The following is a 17,385-nucleotide window of genomic DNA, read 5'->3' as shown; positions in this document are numbered from 1 at the left end:
TTTATGTTCTTCAAACTATCGTTTTGACGTTGCTTGAGAAGCATACAAACGAGGCGCGATGATTGATCTCTCCTTTCCATGGGCGATCGGGCCTGTTCCCCTCGGCCTGACCATGGCTGGAGCTTACGGCCTATTCTCAGCTTTTGGCGCCCGCAAAGGTGTCTCCTTTACTGCAATTATGTCCATCTTGGCTCTTGTCTCGGGCGTTGCCGCCTTCACGGTTCACCTTTGGCGGCCATCTGTCGATCACATGACGATTGTGTTGACGGCCCAGGCGGTTTGCACCGTTGTGCTTCTTCTCTTGTGCTGGCTTTTGTCGATCGTTCGGAAGTCGGACGGGAGGAATCAGCAGCCGGAGCAGAACACGGCGCAAACTCGGGCGAGCTTCCGGGAAGTAGTCAAGGGGTTGTTGGTAAGTCTCGCATGTCCGCTTGTCATGAATCTCCTTATTTTCTTTTTCCCTTCCACGCCAAACTATTGTCGTAGGCTCGATTATCGCGGTGGTTACAGCGCCAGCGCCACAAAATGTCATCTTCGGGAGAACTTATTTGGACTTCATGATCTCCCACTGGAGATTTATTTCGGTGTCCTTGTTGGTGTATTTGGGCTCGGCTTATTCATTCTGATCGTATTTAGGCTCTGCCTGAAATCAAAAGCCTTCGTCATCACTTGATATCTGGCCAAGCCTGGCGCCTGCAGCCGCATCATTATCGACGTGACATTAAACGACTACCGCCGCCACGACACATGCCCTAGTGAATCAGGACGAATACCGCGCCGGCAAGCAGGACCATCACATGCAGCTTCTACCCAATGAAACCCAGGCTTTCGAGTGGAGCCGGGATGGATATACCGTCAACACCGATCGCGCCCGTCTCGACATGGACATGATCAGCCGCTTCCTTGCCGAGGAGGCCTATTGGTCTCCGGGCATCTCGCGGGCGCTGGTGGAAAAGGCGATCGCGGGTTCCATGCCTTTCGGTCTTTACGGCCCCGATGGCGCGCAGGCGGGTTTTGCGCGGGTGGTGACGGATGGTTCGCTCTTTGCCTATCTGCGCGATGTCTTCGTGCTCGGCGCCCATCGCGGCAAGGGGCTTGGGATGTGGCTTGCGGAGAGCGCTATCAACCATCCGGATCTTTCAACGGTCAAGCGCTGGATGCGGTCTACCAGCGATGCGCACGGGCTCTATGCCAAGCTCGGTTTTCAAACCCTGCAGCACCCGGACCGGTATATGCAGATCATCCGCTAGGGCGGCCGGGCCGGGATAGGCCCCGCTCACCCACCCGCAGGACCCGCGCCTCCATCGGCTGTTCTATGCTCTTCAACGCCGGCATGCGTATCGCGCCTTACGTTCGCGTGACCCTGGTCATATTTTTCGCCGTGTATTGCAAATATTACTCTCGCAATGTTTGTAGGAAATGTCCGCGCTGTGCGCTTATCCATGGGGAGATAGAACTGAATGAGGACGACTGTACTTCTTGGTGCCGCCGCGCTGGCGCTTGCCGGCTGCCAGACTCCGGCGCCGCAATCCGTTGCGGATTCTCAGCGTCCTCCTTCCAGCTCGGTTAAACGCGAGTATGTCGATGCCCTGCGCGGGACCATCAAACCGGGGAACTTCGTGAAGGCCGAGATTTCCAGCGTGGTGCTGCTCGATCCTGAAAAACAGATTTACGCTTATTGCACGCGGACGGCAGAGCGTGCCTACCCGAACTGGTCCTATATCGGCCTTTCCCTGAAACAGAACATGATCGTCGGCCTCAAAAAGAATGACTATCGGTGCCACGACAAGCGGTTGCGCTACTACGATTTTCCTGAGCTGCGGAATATGGCGTACTGACGAGCGAGGCTTTGTATAGTCACCTTGCCAATCGGCGGATCACTTTCCCATGGCAGTCGTAGCGGCTATGCTGTGGCCCGTGGAGGATGAAGGCGAGTTCAGGCAATGCCTCTTACCGCCCAGGCAACACTCTCGAACCCACGCGGTCCATCCTCTGGCCTGCCATCGAGATAGGCCGCCTTCAGCGCCTCCCGCAGCCGCTCCCGCCTGACCTCCGGCAGTCCATCGAAGAAAGCCGAAAACCGTCCCTGCCCATAGACTTTCGGCAGGTAGAAATCGTCGAAATCGGCGTAGTCCATCATGATCGTCAGCCTCGCCTCGGTGACATTGGCAAAGCCCGCGCTTGCAAACAGCGCTCGCAGCTCGCCCTCCGCCGTCATCGGCCGCGGGCCGGAAGGGATGCCGCTGCCTTCGGCTTCGGGTTCGAGGGCGCGGATCGTGTCCCAGAAAAGGCGCCAGCTCGGCATGCCGCCATAGGACCAGACGGCGGCGGCAGCGGTGGCGCCCGGTTTGAGGACGCGGCGCATTTCGGTGATGGCCTTGTCGGCATCGGAGACGAAGTGCAGGACGAGCAGCGAATAGGCGGCGTCGAAGCTCTTGTCTTCATAGGGCAGGGCGCAGACGTCGCCCTGTCGGGCTGATATCCTCGCGTCATCCGAGCGGGCGCGCAGGGCGGCGACAAAGTTCTCCTCGAAGTCGAGGGCTTCGATGGCGATGATGCCGGGGTGGGCCGATAGCGCCAGCGTCAGGCTGCCCGTGCCGCAACCGGCGTCCAGCACGCGGCCGGTTTTGGGCACGCCGGCGAAGTCAAGGAAGGGCGTGGCGAGCTTGCGGCTCCAGCGGCCCATGCTGGCTTCATAGGCGGTAGCGCCCTTGGCGATGAAGGTGGATGGCATGGGCGCTCCTGGCAATTGTGCTTTTGCCGGGCGGATATAGGGCGGGTGGATGGGGTGTCTATTGGGCAAAAGTTTCGTGTGTGCCGCGTGGCACCCCCCTCTGGCCTGCCGGCCATCTCCCCCACAGGTGGGGGAGATAACGAGCCGCCCGACCTTCGCGTCTCTCTACCGTTTCGCCAAGCTATAACGCTGATTGTTTGGGGAAGTCGGTGCGCCCAGCGTTTCTCCCCCACTTGTGGGGGGAGATGGCCGGCAGGCCACAGCGGGGTGCCACGCTGCACAACGTCTCGATTGGCTTCAACTACACCCCAAACAAAAAAACCTCCCGGGCCCTCAAGGGAGCCCGGGAGGCATGACGCACCGGTCGTAGGTCAGGAGTGGATGGCCGGTGCGGGTGGCGGTGTCTCGGGTGCTGCCGGCGTTTGCTCCTCAGTGACCGGGCGTCTCGTCCTCATCAGCTTCAGCACGAAGACGAAGAAGGCCGGGACGAAGAAGATGGCTAGAACCGTGGCTGATATCATGCCGCCGAGGACGCCGGTGCCGATGGCGTTCTGGCTCGCGGCACTCGGCCCTGTGGCGATCGCCAGCGGCACGACGCCGAGGGTAAACGCCAGCGAGGTCATGATGATCGGGCGGAAGCGGACGCGGGCGGCTTCGATTGCCGAATCCATGAGCGATTTGCCTTCGGCGTAGTAGTCCTTGGCGAATTCGACGATCAGGATGGCGTTCTTGGCCGAGAGGCCGATGATCGCGATCAGGCCCACCTTGAAGTAGATGTCGTTGGGCATATCGCGCAGCATCACTGCCGCGACCGAGCCGATGACGCCGAGCGGCACCACGAGCATGACCGCGAGCGGGATCGACCAGCTTTCGTAGAGACCTGCAAGAAGCAGGAAGACGAAGAGGATCGACAGGCTGAAGAGGATCGGGGCCTGGCTGCCGGAGGTGATTTCCTCCGCCGACTGGCCGGACCATTCGAAGCCGAATCCATCAGGAAGCTGCGACGCGAGGCGCTCCATTTCGGCAATTGCCGCACCCGAAGACTGGCCGGGGGCGGGGGCGCCGGAGATGCGAACGGTCGGATAGCCGTTATAGCCGACGATCTGCGGTGCGCCCTTCTGCCACTGGGCAATGGCGAAGGAGGAGAGCGGCACCATGCCGCCGCTGGCATTGCGCACGTTGATCTTCATCACGTCGTCGATCTGCAGGCGGGCGCGATCATCCGCCTGGACGATGACGCGCTGCATGCGGCCGGTATTCGGATAGTCGTTGATATAGGACGAGCCGAGATTGGCGGTGATCGCATTGTTGATGTCGGCAAAGGAGATGCCGAAGGTGTTGGCCTTCTCGCGGTCGATCACCATCAGCACCTGAGCTGCGTCAGGCATGCCTTCGACGCGCATGCCCGTCAGGACCGGGCTCTTGCCCGCCATCTGCATCAGCTGGCCCGCCGCTTCGGAGAGGGCCACCTGGCCCTTGCCGCCGCGGTCCTGCAGGCGGAAGGAGAAGCCGCCGGTGGCGCCGAAGCCTTCGATCGGCGGCGGCGAAAGCGCGAAGGTCGTGGCATCCTTCAGGGCGAAGAGCTGGCCGTTCACGCGGTTGGCGATTTCCTGCACGGTATTGCCGGGGCCGCGGTCTGCCCAGTCCTTCAGGGTGACGAAGGCGAGGGCGGCATTGGCGCCGTTGCCCGAGAAGGAGAAGCCCTGGATCGCCACGATATTCTCGACGGCGGATTCGGTGCGGAAGATCTTTTCCACCTGCTTGATGGATTCGATCGTGCGGTTGGCGCTCGCTTCCGGCGGGCCCTGGATATCGACGATCATGAAGCCCTGGTCTTCATCCGGCACGAAGGCCGTCGGCAGGTTGATGAAGAGATAGCCGAGGCCGATGACGAGGGCGAGATAGACGATCATCATGCGCCCGGCGCGGCGCGCCATGCCGGTGATGCTTTTCGAATAGCCCGCGGTGATGCGCTCGAAATTGCGGTTGAACCAGCCGCCGATGCCGCGCTTGTGGTGGTGGCCCTGCTTGATGGGCTTCAGGAATGTGGCGCAGAGCGCCGGTGTCAGCGACAGCGCCAGGAAGGCCGAGAACAGGATCGAGACGACCATGGTCAGCGAGAACTGGCGGTAGATGATACCGGTCGAGCCGGGGAAGAAGGCCATGGGGATGAAGACGCAGGAGAGAACCAGCGTGATACCCAAGATGGCGCCGGTGATCTGGCTCATCGCCTTCTGGGCGGCGGCCTTTGGCGACAGCCCTTCCTCGGCCATGATGCGCTCGACATTTTCGACGACGACGATCGCGTCATCGACAAGGATGCCGATCGCCAGCACCATGGCGAACATGGTCAGCACGTTGATGGAAAAGCCCGTCGCATACATGACCGCGCAGGTTCCGAGCAGCGCCACCGGCACGACGAGGGTCGGGATGACCGTGTAGCGGAAATTCTGCAGGAAGATGAACATGACCACGAAGACGAGGGCGACGGCCTCGACCAGCGTGTGGATGACCTTCTCGATGGATGCGGAGACGAAGGGGCTGGTATCGTAGGGAACGGAATATTCGATGCCCTTGGGGAAGAAGCGGGAAAGCTCCTTCATCTTCGCGTTGACCGCATTGGAGACGGCGACGGCATTGCCTGTCGACGAGAGCTGGATGGCGATCGCCGCGCTTGGCTGGCCGTTCAGGCGGCTGGTAAAGTTATAGGATTCCGCACCCTGCTCGACGCGGGCGACATCCTTCAGGCGCACGGTGGAGCCATCGGGATTGGCGCGAAGGATGATCTCGCCGAATTGCTGCGGCGTTTGCAGCTGGCCCTGCATCAGCACCGTTGCCGTCAGATCCTGGCTGACGGGGTTCGGCGCGGCGCCGATCTGGCCGGCGGCGACCTGGGCATTCTGGGCGGTGATCGCGGCGTTGATGTCATCGGTCGTCAGGTTCAGGCCGACCATCTTGTCCGGGTCGATCCAGACGCGCAGCGCCCGCTGGGCGGCAAAGAGCTGGGCGCGACCGACGCCATCGATGCGGCGCAGCTCGCCGATGATGTTGCGGGTGATGTAATCGCCGAGCGCCACTTCATCGCGCGTGCCGTCGGTGGAGGTGAGCGCGATGAACATCAGGAAGCCGGAGCTTGCCTCTTCCACGTTGATGCCCTGCGAGCGCACGGTGGCGGGCAGGCGGGCTTCGACGCGGCGGATGGCGTTCTGCACGTCGACGGAGGCCTGGTCGATATCGGTGCCGGCGCGGAAAGTGGCGTTGATGCTGACCGAGCCGGAATTGTCCGAGGTCGATTCGAAATACATCAGGCCTTCGACGCCGTTCAGCTCATCCTCGATCTGGCGCGTCACACCCTGATAGATTTCCTGCGGAGAAGCGCCCGGATAGGAGGTGGAGATGGAGAGCTGCGGCGGGGCGACCTTCGGATATTGCGAGACCGGCAGGAAGGGGATCGCGATGATGCCGGCAATCGAAATGAACAGTGCGAAGACCCAGGCCAGAATCGGCCTGCGAATGAAGAATTGTGCCATGAGTTCTTACTCCGCCTTTGCCGGGGCGGGCGCCGAAGCGTCCGCTGCCGCGTCCGGCTTCCAGGGTTCGGGCGCCACTGTCGCGCCGGGCTGCACTTTCTGGACGCCATCGGCGATGACGGTTTCGCCGCTCTTCAGGCCGGATTCAACGACCCATTCGGAGCCGAGAACCTGGCCGAGGGTAACAGGGCGAAGCTCCGCCTTGTTGCCTTCGGCGAGCACGTAGACCTGCGCCTGGCCGGCCTCGTTTCGGGTCACCGCGCGCTGCGGCACGGTCAGCGCATCCTGGCGCACGGCCTGTTCGATGCGCACGCGCACATACATGCCGGGCAGGAGATCGTCGTTCTTGTTGGGGAATTCGGCGCGCAGTGTCACCTGTCCGGTATTGGGGTCGACATTGGCGCTGGCAAAGAGCAGCCGGCCGGGCTCGGCATAGAGGCTGCCATCGTCGAAGACGAGTTCGACGCGGGCTTCGCCGGGTGCGGTGCTCGCAAGCTTGCCGTCGGCCACCGCCCGCTTGAGGTTCAAGAGATCCTGAGCCGACTGGGTGAAGTCGGCATAAACAGGGTCGACCTGCTGAATGAGCGCCAGATTGGAGGTGCCGTCGGCGGTCACGAGCGCGCCCTCGGTCACCAGCGCGCCGCCGATGATGCCCGAAATCGGCGCACGGACCTCGGTGTAATCGAGATTGATCTTCGCTTCATCGAGGCCGGCCTCGGCACTTGCCACATCGGCATCGGCCTGGGCGACGGCGACGGCTGCCGAATCGTAATCGATGCCGGTCGCGATATTGCGCTCTTTCAGGTTCTGCTGGCGCTCCAGCTGCAGGCGGGCATTCTGCAGTGTCGCCTTGGCGCGCTGCAGCGTGGCTTCAGCAGAGGCGACGCGGACGCGGAAAATGCGGGGATCGATGCGGTAGAGCACGTCGTCCTTCTTGACGAAGGTGCCCTGTTCGAAGACGCGCTCCTGCAGGATGCCGGAGACGCGGGCGCGCACTTCCGAAACGCGGGTGGCGGCAATGCGGCCCGGCAATTCGTTGACCACAGGCACGGCATGGCTCTTCATCTCGACCACGCCGACGGCCGCCGGCGGCATCTGCATGCCACCTTCCTGGGCGAACGTCTGCCCGGCGACCAGTGCGAGAAGGGTCGTGGCTGCCATCAACGCCAAAGGGCGAGGCAGTCTGGTATTGCGCAACATCGGTAACATCCCTTTTTGGCCGCCCCCGGCGGCTTGCTAGGTTATTGCTTTGGTTTCTTCATTTTCACGCAATTCCGGACGGAAGGCCGTTTCAGACTTTTCCTGGAATTGCTTAAGGTATTGTGGTTTCGAGGTTTTCAAGTCTTCGTTTCAGGCTGCTCGGGGAAGGTCGTGTAGACCTTGCGGATATCCTCGAGCAGTTCCTGCCGCTCCTCACCGCTCCAGCGGTGGAAATCGAAGAGTTCGGTACAATAGAAGCCGGTCAGCGCCAGATAGGCCATCAGTGCTGCCCGCGGCTTTGGCCCGGCGGCCATCGCCGCCAGATCGGTCACCACCCATTTGCGGATGATCTGCTGCAGATTTTCCTCGCTCGACATGGAGGCGCTGATCGCCATCGCCACGGCGCGGTCGGTATCGTCAAGCGTCTTGTCAGCAGCCGCGATGCGACCGTAAAGCTCCGGGTGAGGGGTGTCGCTGCTTACCTTCACGCATTCTTCCATATGGGCGATATCGGCGCCGACGCGGCGATCGACCAGCGCTTCCAGCAGTGCGCTCTTGGTCTTGTGGTCATAGACGACGCGCGACTTGCTGACGCCGGCTTCCTTGGCCACCGCATCGATCGACAACCCGGTCGCACCTGATCGTACGACGACGCGCTCGGCAGCGTCGAGAATGTCGTCAGTGGTGATCTTGCGCGTTCGCGTCACGAATACGGTTCCCGGTTTCGTGGATAAAAATACGAACGTTCGGATTTAAATGCAAGTGGTTTTGTTTTGATGGAATGACGGGGCGGTGAAAGGAGCCGGAGCCATAGCGCTGAAAAGCCTGGGAAATATGGGATTTCGGCTCACTCTACCCGCAAAACCCGCGCCTCCACTGGCTGCTCGATACCCTTCAACGACAGCGACCGTGCTTCCGTGCCGCCCATCAGTTCGGGGGCCTGGAGCGTGGTTTCCAGCGAGACAAGAATCTCGCCGGGTGCCGCCTGCGATTCCAGCCGGGCCGCCTGGTTCACCACGCCGCCGATCGCGGTGAAATCGCTGCGGAAGCTGGAGAATTCGCCGATCTGCACGTCGCCCGTATGGATGCCGACGCCAACGCCGAGCGGTTGGCCGATATTGAGGGTGGCCAGCGCCTCGCCGCAGAAACGCTGGATGTCCTTGCCCGCCATGATCGCGGCTGCGGCATGGTCTTTGCGGGTGATCGGGAAGTTGAAGATCGCCATCAGCCCGTCGCCCATCTGCTTGTTGACGATGCCGTCATTGGCCCAGATCGCCTGCGCCGCACGGTCCTGGAAGAGGCTGACGATATGGCTGAGCTCGACGGCACCGATGCGTTCCGAAAGGCCGGTATAGCCCCTGATATCGGCAAACAGGATGGTGGCACCGGAGGTGATGTGGCGCTGTTTCTTCACATATTTGAAGGAGCGCTCGCAGATCGTGCAGATATCGGGGTTCATCTTGCTTCTGGTGATGCCGAAGGCGCGCAGGGGCAGCGAGAGCGGACCGCCAATCGGGATCGGCATATGCATCTGGTCCCAGCAGCCACGGCAGATGCCGGCGCTGCCGGATTTTGCCGGCTGCCCTGATATCGCTGATATCGCCATATGCCGCTTTCCCCCGATCACAGAAAACGAGCTTCTGCCTATCGGGCGGCTTTGGCAACCATTCAGGCTGAAGCGCGGCTGACCTATGGACTATCCGGCAGGATGTTTCGTGTATCGGCCGCATGCAGGCGCTTTTCCGCGAGCGCGATGAAGGCGCGTACCAGCGGCGAAAGGTGCTTGCTGCTCGGATAGACGACATACAGGCCGCCGGAGGCCGTCGTATAGTCCTCGAGCACGCGCTGCAGTCGCCCGTCTGCGATACAGGCGAAGGCGACGCCGTAAGGCAGCTGCGCGATGCCGTGGCCGGCGATCGCGGCCTCCATGACCGCCTGCATTTCATTGGCGGCAAAGCGGCCGGATACGGACACCGTTTCCTGCCCGGCCAAGCCTTCCAGCACCCATTGCGCGTGGGCGGCCGATGGCCCGGCGATGACGCAATCATGGCCTGCGAGATCGTCAGGGGTGGCCGGTTTGCCGGCGCGGGCGAGATAGGCGGGACTGGCGCAAAGCAGGCGATAGGTGGGGCCGAGCTTGCGGGCAATGAGGGTAGAATCCTCAAGGGATCCCGTGCGGAAGGCAAGGTCGATGCCATTATCCACCAGGTTCAGCCGCTCGTCGGTCAGCCGCAGCTCGACCTTGGCCTTCGGATAGGTGGCCATGAATTCGAAGGTCGCTTCCTGCAGGAAGTGGCCGCTGAAGCCGACCGGCGCCGATATGCGGATCGTGCCGGAGGGTTCGGCCTGCGCTTCGGCAAGCCTGTTGTTGGCGCCTTCGATCTTCCTGAGTGCCTCGCTTGCCTCCTCATAATAGAGCCGCCCGGCCTCCGTCATGCCAAGGCTGCGGGTCGTGCGCTGCAGCAAGCGCACGCCAAGGTCACGCTCGAGGGCTGCAACCCTGCGGCTGACCGTCGTCTTGGGCATGCCGAGCAGACGGGCCGCCGCAGTGAAGCTGCCGGTTTCGATGACGCGGGAGAAGATCACGATGTCGTTGAGATCGATCATTGTTGCTCTCAATGGGACGATGTTTGGCATTTTTAGGCCATTATGAACCAATGCGGCAATCCTAAATCTGCTCCATCAGCAACTGCCATGAGCAATAGAAGGAGCAGAGACATGAGCAACACCAGAACCATTCTCGTATCGGGCGCCACCGGCCAGCAGGGCGGCGCCGTCGCCCGCGCGCTCGCCTCACGCGGCCATCGCGTCAAGGGGCTGACGCGCAGACCGGACAGCGATGCCGCCCGACGGCTTGCCGCCACAGGCGTCGAAGTGGTCGCCGGCGATCTCGATGACAGGGATTCCGTCGTGCAGGTAGCAAAGGGCGCCGAGACGATGTACCTGATGGGCAACAGCTATGAGGCCGGCATCGAAGCGGAGACGCGCCAGGGTATTGCCGCTGCCGATGCAGCCAAGGAGGCCGGTATCGGCCATCTCATCTACGGCTCGGTCGGCGATGCCGACAGGAAGACCGGTATTCCGCATTTCGACAGCAAATATCTGGTCGAGCAGCATGTCGCCGGGCTCGGCATTCCCTATACGATCAGCGCACCCGTCGCCTTCATGGAAAATACCGTCGCCCCCTGGTCGATCGGCGGCCTGAAACAGGGCGTCTACGCTGCGGCGCTGCCGGCGGCTCGCAAGCTGCAGCAGATCGCCGTCGACGATATCGGCCATTTCGTCGCCGCCCTTGCAGAACGGCGCGAGCAGGTCTTCGGCAAGCGTTTCGATATCGCAGGCGACGAGCTCTCCGGCGAGGAGCAGGCTAAGATTCTCACCGAGGCGCTCGGCCAGCCGATCCGCTTCCAGGAGCTGCCGATTGCGGCCATGCGCCAGCAGAGCGAAGATGCGGCGCTGATGTTCGAATGGTTCGACCGCACGGGCTATTCCGCCAATATCGCCACCCTGCGCCGGGATTTCCCTGATGTTGGCTGGCACAGCTATGCCGACTGGGCGAAGAGTTTTGACTGGAGTGTTCTCGACAAGGCGTGAGTGAGTTCTCGCGTTATGTGGGAGCGACTGCCGCGCCTTCCGTCATCCTCGGGCCTGTCCCGAGGATCTAACCAACGTGCCATTCGTGGAAACGTCGCAGATGCTCGGGAGGAGCCCGAGCATGACAGAGGGTGGGGGTGGCCGTCGTCGTCATATGGGCGGCGCTTGCGAGTGGCGCCATCCTCACGCCTGCGCCGTCGGCCGGATGACGATATCGCCGACATCGACATCGGCGGGCTGCTCGATGGCAAAGGCGATGGCGCGGGCGATCGCGTCAGGCGTGATCGCCATCTCCTCCATGCTCCTGGTTATGCCGGCTTTCATCGTCGGGCTGGTCATGGAGTCGGCGAAATTCGTCTTGATGAAGCCCGGCGAGATATTGGTGACACGCAGGTTCGGGCCGGCCTCCTGCCGCAGGCCCTCGGCAATGGTGCGCATGGCGTTCTTCGTGCCGGCGTAGACGGCCATGGTCGGCTTGATGGTGATACCGGCCGTCGAGAGCGTATTGACGAAATGGCCGAAACCCTGGCGGCGGAAAACGGGCAGGGCGGCGGCGATGCCATAGAGCGGCCCCTTGATATTGACGTCGATCATCTCCTCCCAATCCTCGACCCTCAATTCATCCATCGGCGAGATCGGCCCGATGCCGGCATTGTTGATCAGCACGTCGAGCCTGCCATAGGTATCGCAGGCCAACGCGACCAACGCTTCCAGATCGGCGCGCTTCTTCACATCGACGGCGAGATGGATGGCTTCGCCGCCTCGCTCCCTGATACGCCGTGCGAGGTCTTCCAGCCGGTCGGTGCGTCTTGCGCCGAGCACGATCCTGGCGCCGTGCTCGGCCAGTATAAGCGCGGTCGCTTCGCCGATCCCGCTGCTGGCGCCGGTAATGGCGATAATCTTGTCCTTGATCGGTGACATCTCGTTCTCCTTTGTTATCCCCAAGGATTGCAGCCGCAGCTTGGAGAATCTATGCTGCAGGCTCTGTCATTTCGTCGAGATCGTCCGGAAATCATGATCGATCCCCTGTCGGATGTCTTTTCGCTTGTCGATATCCAGAGCGCCCGCTGCACTCGTTTCGAGGTCGGCGGCCAATGGGCCTTTCGCTTCCCGCCGAAGCCGGCGCTGAAATTCGTCGCGGTGCTGAGGGGCGGGTGCTGGATAATTTTGCCGGGCGAGCCGCCCTTCAGGCTTGATGCCGGCGATACGTTCCTGCTTGCCAATGCGCCTGATTATGTGATCGCCAATGATCTCCAGAGCGAGCCGGAGGATGGCATCGCCTTTTTTGACTGGGAGCATTCCAATATTGCCCGGCATGGCGGCGACGAGACGGCGCTGATCGGCGGCAGTTTCATCATATCCGGCGGCAATGCGCAGCTTCTGCTCGATGCGCTGCCGCCCTTCATCCATATCCCCGCAAGCGACCGCGCCGCCGCGCTCCTCAGCGCCACCCTCGCCACTCTCGATGACGAGCTCGGGACCGGCGAAATGGGCTCGACGCTGATGACACGGCGGATGGGCGATATCCTGCTGGTGCAGGCGCTGCGCGCCCATGTCGCCCGTGCCGGCGCAGACAATGCGGGCTGGATCGGCGCGCTCGGCAATCCCGCAATCGGCAAGGCGATCAGCCTTGTTCATAACGACCCGGGATACCGCTGGACGGTGGGCGAGCTCGCAAGCCGTATCGGCATGTCGCGTTCTGCCTTTGCAGAGCGCTTTCGCGATCTGGTCGGTGTTGCGCCCCTCGATTACGTCACCCGCTGGCGCATGCATCGCGCCCGCGAGGCACTCCGCCGCAAGGAGGCAACGGTCTCAGGGCTTGCCGCGACCCTCGGCTATTCCTCCGAAAGCGCCTTCGGCAATGCCTTCAAGCGTGTCTTCGGCCGTGCGCCGAAGCGCTACTGGCGGGATGCCTGATCGGGCGGACTCCTGGCGCTCTTGACGACGCGCCGGCGGACGCCACTTCAATCGTCACTCAAAGTTAGGATTCTGGCGGGGGGGCCGTTGCACCGGTTTGATCATTATCTCGTTTTCATTCTGCTCACGCTCGGCGGCGGGCTTCTCATCGGTCTCATCAATCTGCCGGATGAATGGTACCAGTCACTCGCCAAGCCCTGGTTCACGCCGCCGAACTGGCTGTTCGGTCCGGCCTGGACGGTCCTTTACATCCTCGTCGGCATTGCAGGCGCGCGAACCTATGCGCGCAGCAGGCGCTCACCCGTCATGACCACCTGGATCGCCCAGCTGGTGTTGAATTTCGCCTGGTCGCCTGCCTTCTTCGGCCTCAGATCCCCGAGCCTGGGGTTGATGATCATCATCCCGCTGCTCCTGCTGATCCTTGCCTTCATCGGCCTGTCGTGGAAACGTAACCGGATATCGTCGGTTCTGTTCATGCCCTATGCCGTTTGGGTGGCTTATGCGACGGCGCTCAATGCCGCCATCGTCTCGATGAACTAGAGCCTTTCCGGCGAAAACGGATTCGCCTTCAGTGCTCTAGCTTATTGTTTTCTCTGCAATTCCGGACGCAAAATCGGTTCCCATTTTTGCTGGAATTGCTCTAGATAGACGGGAACACACGGTCAGTGGAATTTCCCATTCGCCTTGTCGGCGATGGCAGCACCTGAGATCAGGCGGTTGCGGTCGGAGGTCCAAGCGGCGACAAATTCCTTGCGCACCGCATCGGGAAAAGCCGTGCCCGCCAGAGCGGACTCGCTCGGGGCGCCCGGGGCAAGCGCCAGCTCGGCCCTGGTGGTAGACGCGATCCGCGCATAGGTGAAAGCGCGCGTGATCGGATCATTTTCCGCAGTTTGCGGAGCGCATTTGCCGCCTTGCGGCGGGCGTGAGGTCACCGCGGCCGTCCTTACCGTCACGCCATCGCGGAACAGAAAACAGTAGGCCTTGTCTGGCGGGCCACCGATCACGGACTGCGGCTCGATCACATAGCCGCGCACCGGAAACTGGGCATTCGAAGCCGACCAGATGCGCTTCTCGATGTGGCGCGCGCAAGCCTTCATGTCGGTCGCTCCGGCGTCGCGGCAGGCGGAAACTGTCCAGCGTGCCAGCTGTGCGGCGCTCGGCAAGGCGAGCGTCACCGTCGCCTCGGTGTTCAGTTCTCTGTAGGTGCAGCGCAGGAGTTCGACGCCCGGCCAGTCGTCAGCCGCCGTTGGCGAGCAGGATGACCTCATATACTGGCCGCCGCTGATGCGCATCTCGAAGCGATGTTCCATTTCAGCCACCAGCGATGCCGGGTCGGTTTCTGCCGCCTGCGTGACGCGCGTGGCGCAACCGGCGACCACAATGGCAAGCCCAACGTTTCTCAAGGTCATAAGAAGCAGCTGCTGCATTTTACCGTCCGTACAAAATATTTATGGGAATTACTTTCAACCTGCGGAGACATTGGTGTTTTTATTGTCGTTAATATTGCACAATCTAAGATTAAATGAAATAGTCACTTGGGTTGCTCACGTTGCACCGGAGCCGAGCAGGAGGAGCCGCAGACCATGTCTCTTTACATGCTTCAACTATCCCGCGTTTTAGTGACGCTTGGCGTCGCGATGCTCGCTATTCACGCTCACGCCGCGGAACCGCCGGCGAGCTCCGCCGACGTCCTCAAAGCCGTCGAATTCTCCGCTGCGACGCCGCTCGACGAGTCCTACCGGGGAGAGTTTGTCGGTTGCGACGGCGCGGCCGGACAGAGCAGGAAGGATAAGTTTCTCGGTTTTAACCTGAGGCTTCCAAACGTCGCGGAATCGAAACAGTACTACCTGTGCAGTCGCGACCCCAGCAATGTGAAGGCGTTGCTACGTCTCAAGGACGGCGCGATCTACTGGCGCAGCAAGATGGCGCTCGATGTCGATGGATCCTGGGCGGCATGGAACGGTCTGCCCGGCGCTACGGACCTGAAGGAGACGTCCTATAAATGGCCAGGTTCACCTAATCCTTCCGCGCAGTCCGCGCAAATCGATCCGGACCGCATTCCCTTCATCGTGATGCCGACGGCCGGCCTTTCCAAGATAACCGGCAGCAAGAGCGGTGAAATGGGTCGCATGTTCGCGGGCAAGACCGGACTGCGGCTCGGCGATATGGGGGTCGTCGTCTACAAGGACCGGTGGACGCCGGTTCTGATCGCGGACGGTGGTCCTTTCATGCGGCTCGGTGAGGGATCGAGCAGGGTCTTCGAGGCAATCGGCGAAAGCCGTTGCAAGAAGTGGAACAGCGATGGAACTGCCTGCGTCGGGCCGGGACACGTTTATCCCTACAAGAATTTCGGGCTCGGCCACGATGTGATTTTCATCGTCTACCCAGGCAGCCGGGACACCGATCTGAAGCCGGAGAACGCCATCTCGAAATTATGTGCCTTTGCCAAGCAGAAGCTCAACCTGACGGGCGGCGCAATGTGCCCGTGATGTTTCCAAGCAAACAGGAGAGGAGTTTGCGATGCGTTACCTTTTGACCCTGGGCATTCTCATACTCGCCGGTACGACCGGCCAGACGAGTGCAGCGATTTTCGGAAAATGCAAATTCGACACGGAAACCATGGCCTTCGCCGGAAATTCCACCGAACAGGCGTCCTGTCTGCTGCGCAAGGTGAAAATACTGGGAAATGTAGATGCCGCGCCGGCGCAGCTGCCGTCCAATCTTGCCGGCTTCATCGGCAAACCGGTCGATATCTCCAAGGCCAAGGTGCAGCATGAAATCTCCGCCCAGGGGCTCACCGAAGCCGGGCTCGGAGGCAGTCTCGACGCCCCGGTATCCCGTGGCAACTCGAACAATCCGCATGCGCCGTTCGCGCGCTATTTCGTCATTCACGACACGAGTTCGCCGAATTTCGGGAACGTGGCGCAGTTTCCCGCCGACATTGATACAAGCAACCAGGTCAATCGGCTTGACGGGTTCAAGAGCGCGTCGAACGCCAAGGCGCACATATTTCTCAACCGCCGGGGCGAGATTTATGTCGGCCATGATTTTGGCGTGCCCTGGCGCGCAACCAAGCTGGAACTGCAGATAGGAACCCTGGCGCGTGGCATGTTCCTTCACATCGAGAACGTCCAGCCGCGCCGGAAACACCCGAGCCAGCCCGACGGCAATGCGCCGATGCCGGGTTTCTCGCAAGCCCAGTATGATCGCCTCGCGCTTCTTTATCTCGTGGCGAGCATGCGTGCCCAGACTGGCCTCGTTCCGGCATTTCATGCGGCAATCGATCAAGGCCTGAGCGACGGGCATGACGACCCGCAGAATTTCAGCCTGGAGGATTTCGATGCCGCATTCGGACGCCTGCTCGTCAAAGTGAAATAGCTTAGCGCGCCCCGAAAACCATAGGGCAACTGCAGCAAACCGGGACGCGGTCTTGCGGCCGAATTTGTGTGAAACGAAGACAGCCGATTTGCTTGCGGCGTGGCTCGCGCAGCCCTAATGTCGGTGCAGACATTGTCCCGTTTACTTGCCTCTTTTGGGGGGACTGCGATGCCGTCGAGTTTCAATGTCGAAAGTGCAGATGGTTACGAGCGGCTGATGGGGCGCTGGAGCAAGAGGCTCGCGCCCGGGCTGATCGATTTCGCCGGGCTTGCTGATGGGGAAAGCATTCTCGACGTCGGCTGCGGCACGGGAAGCCTCGCCTTCACACTGGCGGAAAATCCCGGTCTCAAGGCGATCTCGGCGATCGATTTTTCGCCCATCTTCGTGGAAGCTGCAAACCGGTGCAACACGGACCCGCGGGTAGCGATCCGTCAGGCGGATGCCTGCGCGCTTCCCTTCGAGGATAACAGCTTCGACCGGGCACTGTCGCTGCTCGTGCTGCATTTCGTGCCGGAGGCCGGCAAGGCGGTCGCCGAGATGCGGCGTGTCGTGCGTCCGGGCGGTGTCGTTGCCGCCGCCGTCTGGGATCATTATGGCGGCATGTCCGGCATGCGCATGATGTGGGATACGGTCACCATGATCGACGCCAATGCGCGGGCGATGCGCCATCGCTATTCTTTCCAGCCGATGACGCAGCCGGGGGAAATGAAGGCGAGCTTTGTCGGCAACGGACTTGTCGATGTCGAGGAGACTTCGCTGACGATCCGGATGGATTACGGCTCGTTTGCCGATTACTGGGACCCGATCGCGTCAGGAGAAGGCCCGCTCGGCAAGTATGTGGCGGGGCTGGATGCGGAGATGCGCAAGGCGGTCGATACTGCCGTGAAGGATGCCTATGAGGCTGGTGAGCCCGATGGGCCGCGCTCGTTTGCCTCGGTTGCCTGGGCTTGCCGGGGCAGGGTGCCTGGGTGAGCTGACGTAATTGCAGCGATGAAGCGTTGTGCTGAGCCAACCCCCTCCGCCTTCCTGGGC

Annotated in this window: 17 protein-coding genes; 9 read left to right on the top strand and 8 right to left on the bottom strand. The window is 61.7% G+C overall.

Features of this window, described 5'->3' with window-relative positions; all coding sequences use genetic code 11:
- The first annotated feature begins 58 nt into the window (after positions 1-58).
- From AC1DNW_RS05230 to AC1DNW_RS05220, 3 genes are all read left to right on the top strand, one after another.
- The gene (locus tag AC1DNW_RS05230) at positions 59-673 is read left to right on the top strand and encodes a hypothetical protein (protein ID WP_113309846.1); all 615 of its coding nucleotides are present in this window, start codon (positions 59-61) and stop codon (positions 671-673) included.
- An 82-nt stretch (positions 674-755) separates the two neighbouring features.
- A complete protein-coding gene (locus AC1DNW_RS05225; protein ID WP_477852149.1) occupies positions 756-1,250 on the top strand; it encodes a GNAT family N-acetyltransferase in 495 nt (164 codons plus the stop codon).
- Positions 1,251-1,460: 210 nt separating this feature from the next.
- Positions 1,461-1,838, top strand: coding sequence for a hypothetical protein (locus AC1DNW_RS05220; protein WP_477852148.1), 378 nt, complete (start codon positions 1,461-1,463; stop codon positions 1,836-1,838).
- 98 nt (positions 1,839-1,936) lie between these two features.
- On the opposite strand, the gene AC1DNW_RS05215 is transcribed toward AC1DNW_RS05220, so the two are convergent.
- From AC1DNW_RS05215 to AC1DNW_RS05190, 6 genes are all read right to left on the bottom strand, one after another.
- Positions 1,937-2,734, bottom strand: a complete 798-nt coding sequence (locus AC1DNW_RS05215) for a class I SAM-dependent methyltransferase (protein WP_113309847.1) — start codon at positions 2,732-2,734, stop codon at positions 1,937-1,939.
- A 371-nt stretch (positions 2,735-3,105) separates the two neighbouring features.
- Positions 3,106-6,264: a multidrug efflux RND transporter permease subunit gene (locus tag AC1DNW_RS05210; protein WP_113312234.1), complete on the bottom strand. Its 3,159-nt coding sequence runs from the start codon at positions 6,262-6,264 to the stop codon at positions 3,106-3,108.
- A gap of 6 nt (positions 6,265-6,270) precedes the next feature.
- On the bottom strand, positions 6,271-7,464 hold the full coding sequence (locus tag AC1DNW_RS05205; protein WP_113312235.1) for an efflux RND transporter periplasmic adaptor subunit: 1,194 nt from the start codon (positions 7,462-7,464) through the stop codon (positions 6,271-6,273).
- Positions 7,465-7,601: 137 nt separating this feature from the next.
- Complete coding sequence (locus AC1DNW_RS05200) at positions 7,602-8,171, bottom strand: TetR/AcrR family transcriptional regulator (protein WP_113312236.1); 570 nt, start codon at positions 8,169-8,171, stop codon at positions 7,602-7,604.
- A 140-nt stretch (positions 8,172-8,311) separates the two neighbouring features.
- Complete coding sequence (locus AC1DNW_RS05195) at positions 8,312-9,070, bottom strand: adenylate/guanylate cyclase domain-containing protein (protein WP_477835105.1); 759 nt, start codon at positions 9,068-9,070, stop codon at positions 8,312-8,314.
- 83 nt (positions 9,071-9,153) lie between these two features.
- Positions 9,154-10,071: a LysR family transcriptional regulator gene (locus tag AC1DNW_RS05190; RefSeq protein ID WP_477852146.1), complete on the bottom strand. Its 918-nt coding sequence runs from the start codon at positions 10,069-10,071 to the stop codon at positions 9,154-9,156.
- Positions 10,072-10,182: 111 nt separating this feature from the next.
- On the opposite strand from AC1DNW_RS05190, the gene AC1DNW_RS05185 reads away from it, so the two are divergent.
- Positions 10,183-11,058: an NmrA/HSCARG family protein gene (locus tag AC1DNW_RS05185; RefSeq protein WP_477852145.1), complete on the top strand. Its 876-nt coding sequence runs from the start codon at positions 10,183-10,185 to the stop codon at positions 11,056-11,058.
- Between the two features lie 183 nt (positions 11,059-11,241).
- Here AC1DNW_RS05185 and AC1DNW_RS05180 read toward each other — a convergent pair whose 3' ends face one another.
- Positions 11,242-11,979: an SDR family oxidoreductase gene (locus tag AC1DNW_RS05180; RefSeq protein WP_477852144.1), complete on the bottom strand. Its 738-nt coding sequence runs from the start codon at positions 11,977-11,979 to the stop codon at positions 11,242-11,244.
- A gap of 93 nt (positions 11,980-12,072) precedes the next feature.
- Between AC1DNW_RS05180 and AC1DNW_RS05175 the strand changes: the two genes are divergently transcribed.
- Both AC1DNW_RS05175 and AC1DNW_RS05170 read left to right on the top strand, forming a co-directional pair.
- Complete coding sequence (locus AC1DNW_RS05175; RefSeq protein WP_477852143.1) at positions 12,073-12,975, top strand: AraC family transcriptional regulator; 903 nt, start codon at positions 12,073-12,075, stop codon at positions 12,973-12,975.
- An 87-nt stretch (positions 12,976-13,062) separates the two neighbouring features.
- Positions 13,063-13,515, top strand: a complete 453-nt coding sequence (locus AC1DNW_RS05170) for a TspO/MBR family protein (RefSeq protein WP_113312241.1) — start codon at positions 13,063-13,065, stop codon at positions 13,513-13,515.
- A gap of 122 nt (positions 13,516-13,637) precedes the next feature.
- Here AC1DNW_RS05170 and AC1DNW_RS05165 read toward each other — a convergent pair whose 3' ends face one another.
- Positions 13,638-14,402 carry a hypothetical protein gene (locus AC1DNW_RS05165; protein ID WP_113312242.1) on the bottom strand — a complete coding sequence of 255 codons (765 nt, stop codon included), beginning with the start codon at positions 14,400-14,402 and terminating at the stop codon, positions 13,638-13,640.
- A 156-nt stretch (positions 14,403-14,558) separates the two neighbouring features.
- On the opposite strand from AC1DNW_RS05165, the gene AC1DNW_RS05160 reads away from it, so the two are divergent.
- From AC1DNW_RS05160 to AC1DNW_RS05150, 3 genes are all read left to right on the top strand, one after another.
- The gene (locus AC1DNW_RS05160; RefSeq protein ID WP_113312243.1) at positions 14,559-15,464 is read left to right on the top strand and encodes a hypothetical protein; all 906 of its coding nucleotides are present in this window, start codon (positions 14,559-14,561) and stop codon (positions 15,462-15,464) included.
- A gap of 31 nt (positions 15,465-15,495) precedes the next feature.
- The gene (locus AC1DNW_RS05155; RefSeq protein ID WP_113312244.1) at positions 15,496-16,353 is read left to right on the top strand and encodes an N-acetylmuramoyl-L-alanine amidase; all 858 of its coding nucleotides are present in this window, start codon (positions 15,496-15,498) and stop codon (positions 16,351-16,353) included.
- A 168-nt stretch (positions 16,354-16,521) separates the two neighbouring features.
- On the top strand, positions 16,522-17,325 hold the full coding sequence (locus AC1DNW_RS05150; RefSeq protein ID WP_113312245.1) for a class I SAM-dependent methyltransferase: 804 nt from the start codon (positions 16,522-16,524) through the stop codon (positions 17,323-17,325).
- Positions 17,326-17,385: the final 60 nt, after the last annotated feature.

It is taken from the genome of Rhizobium sp. 05L429 (genome assembly GCF_056397645.1).
This window is presented reverse-complemented; position numbering and strand designations above follow the sequence as displayed.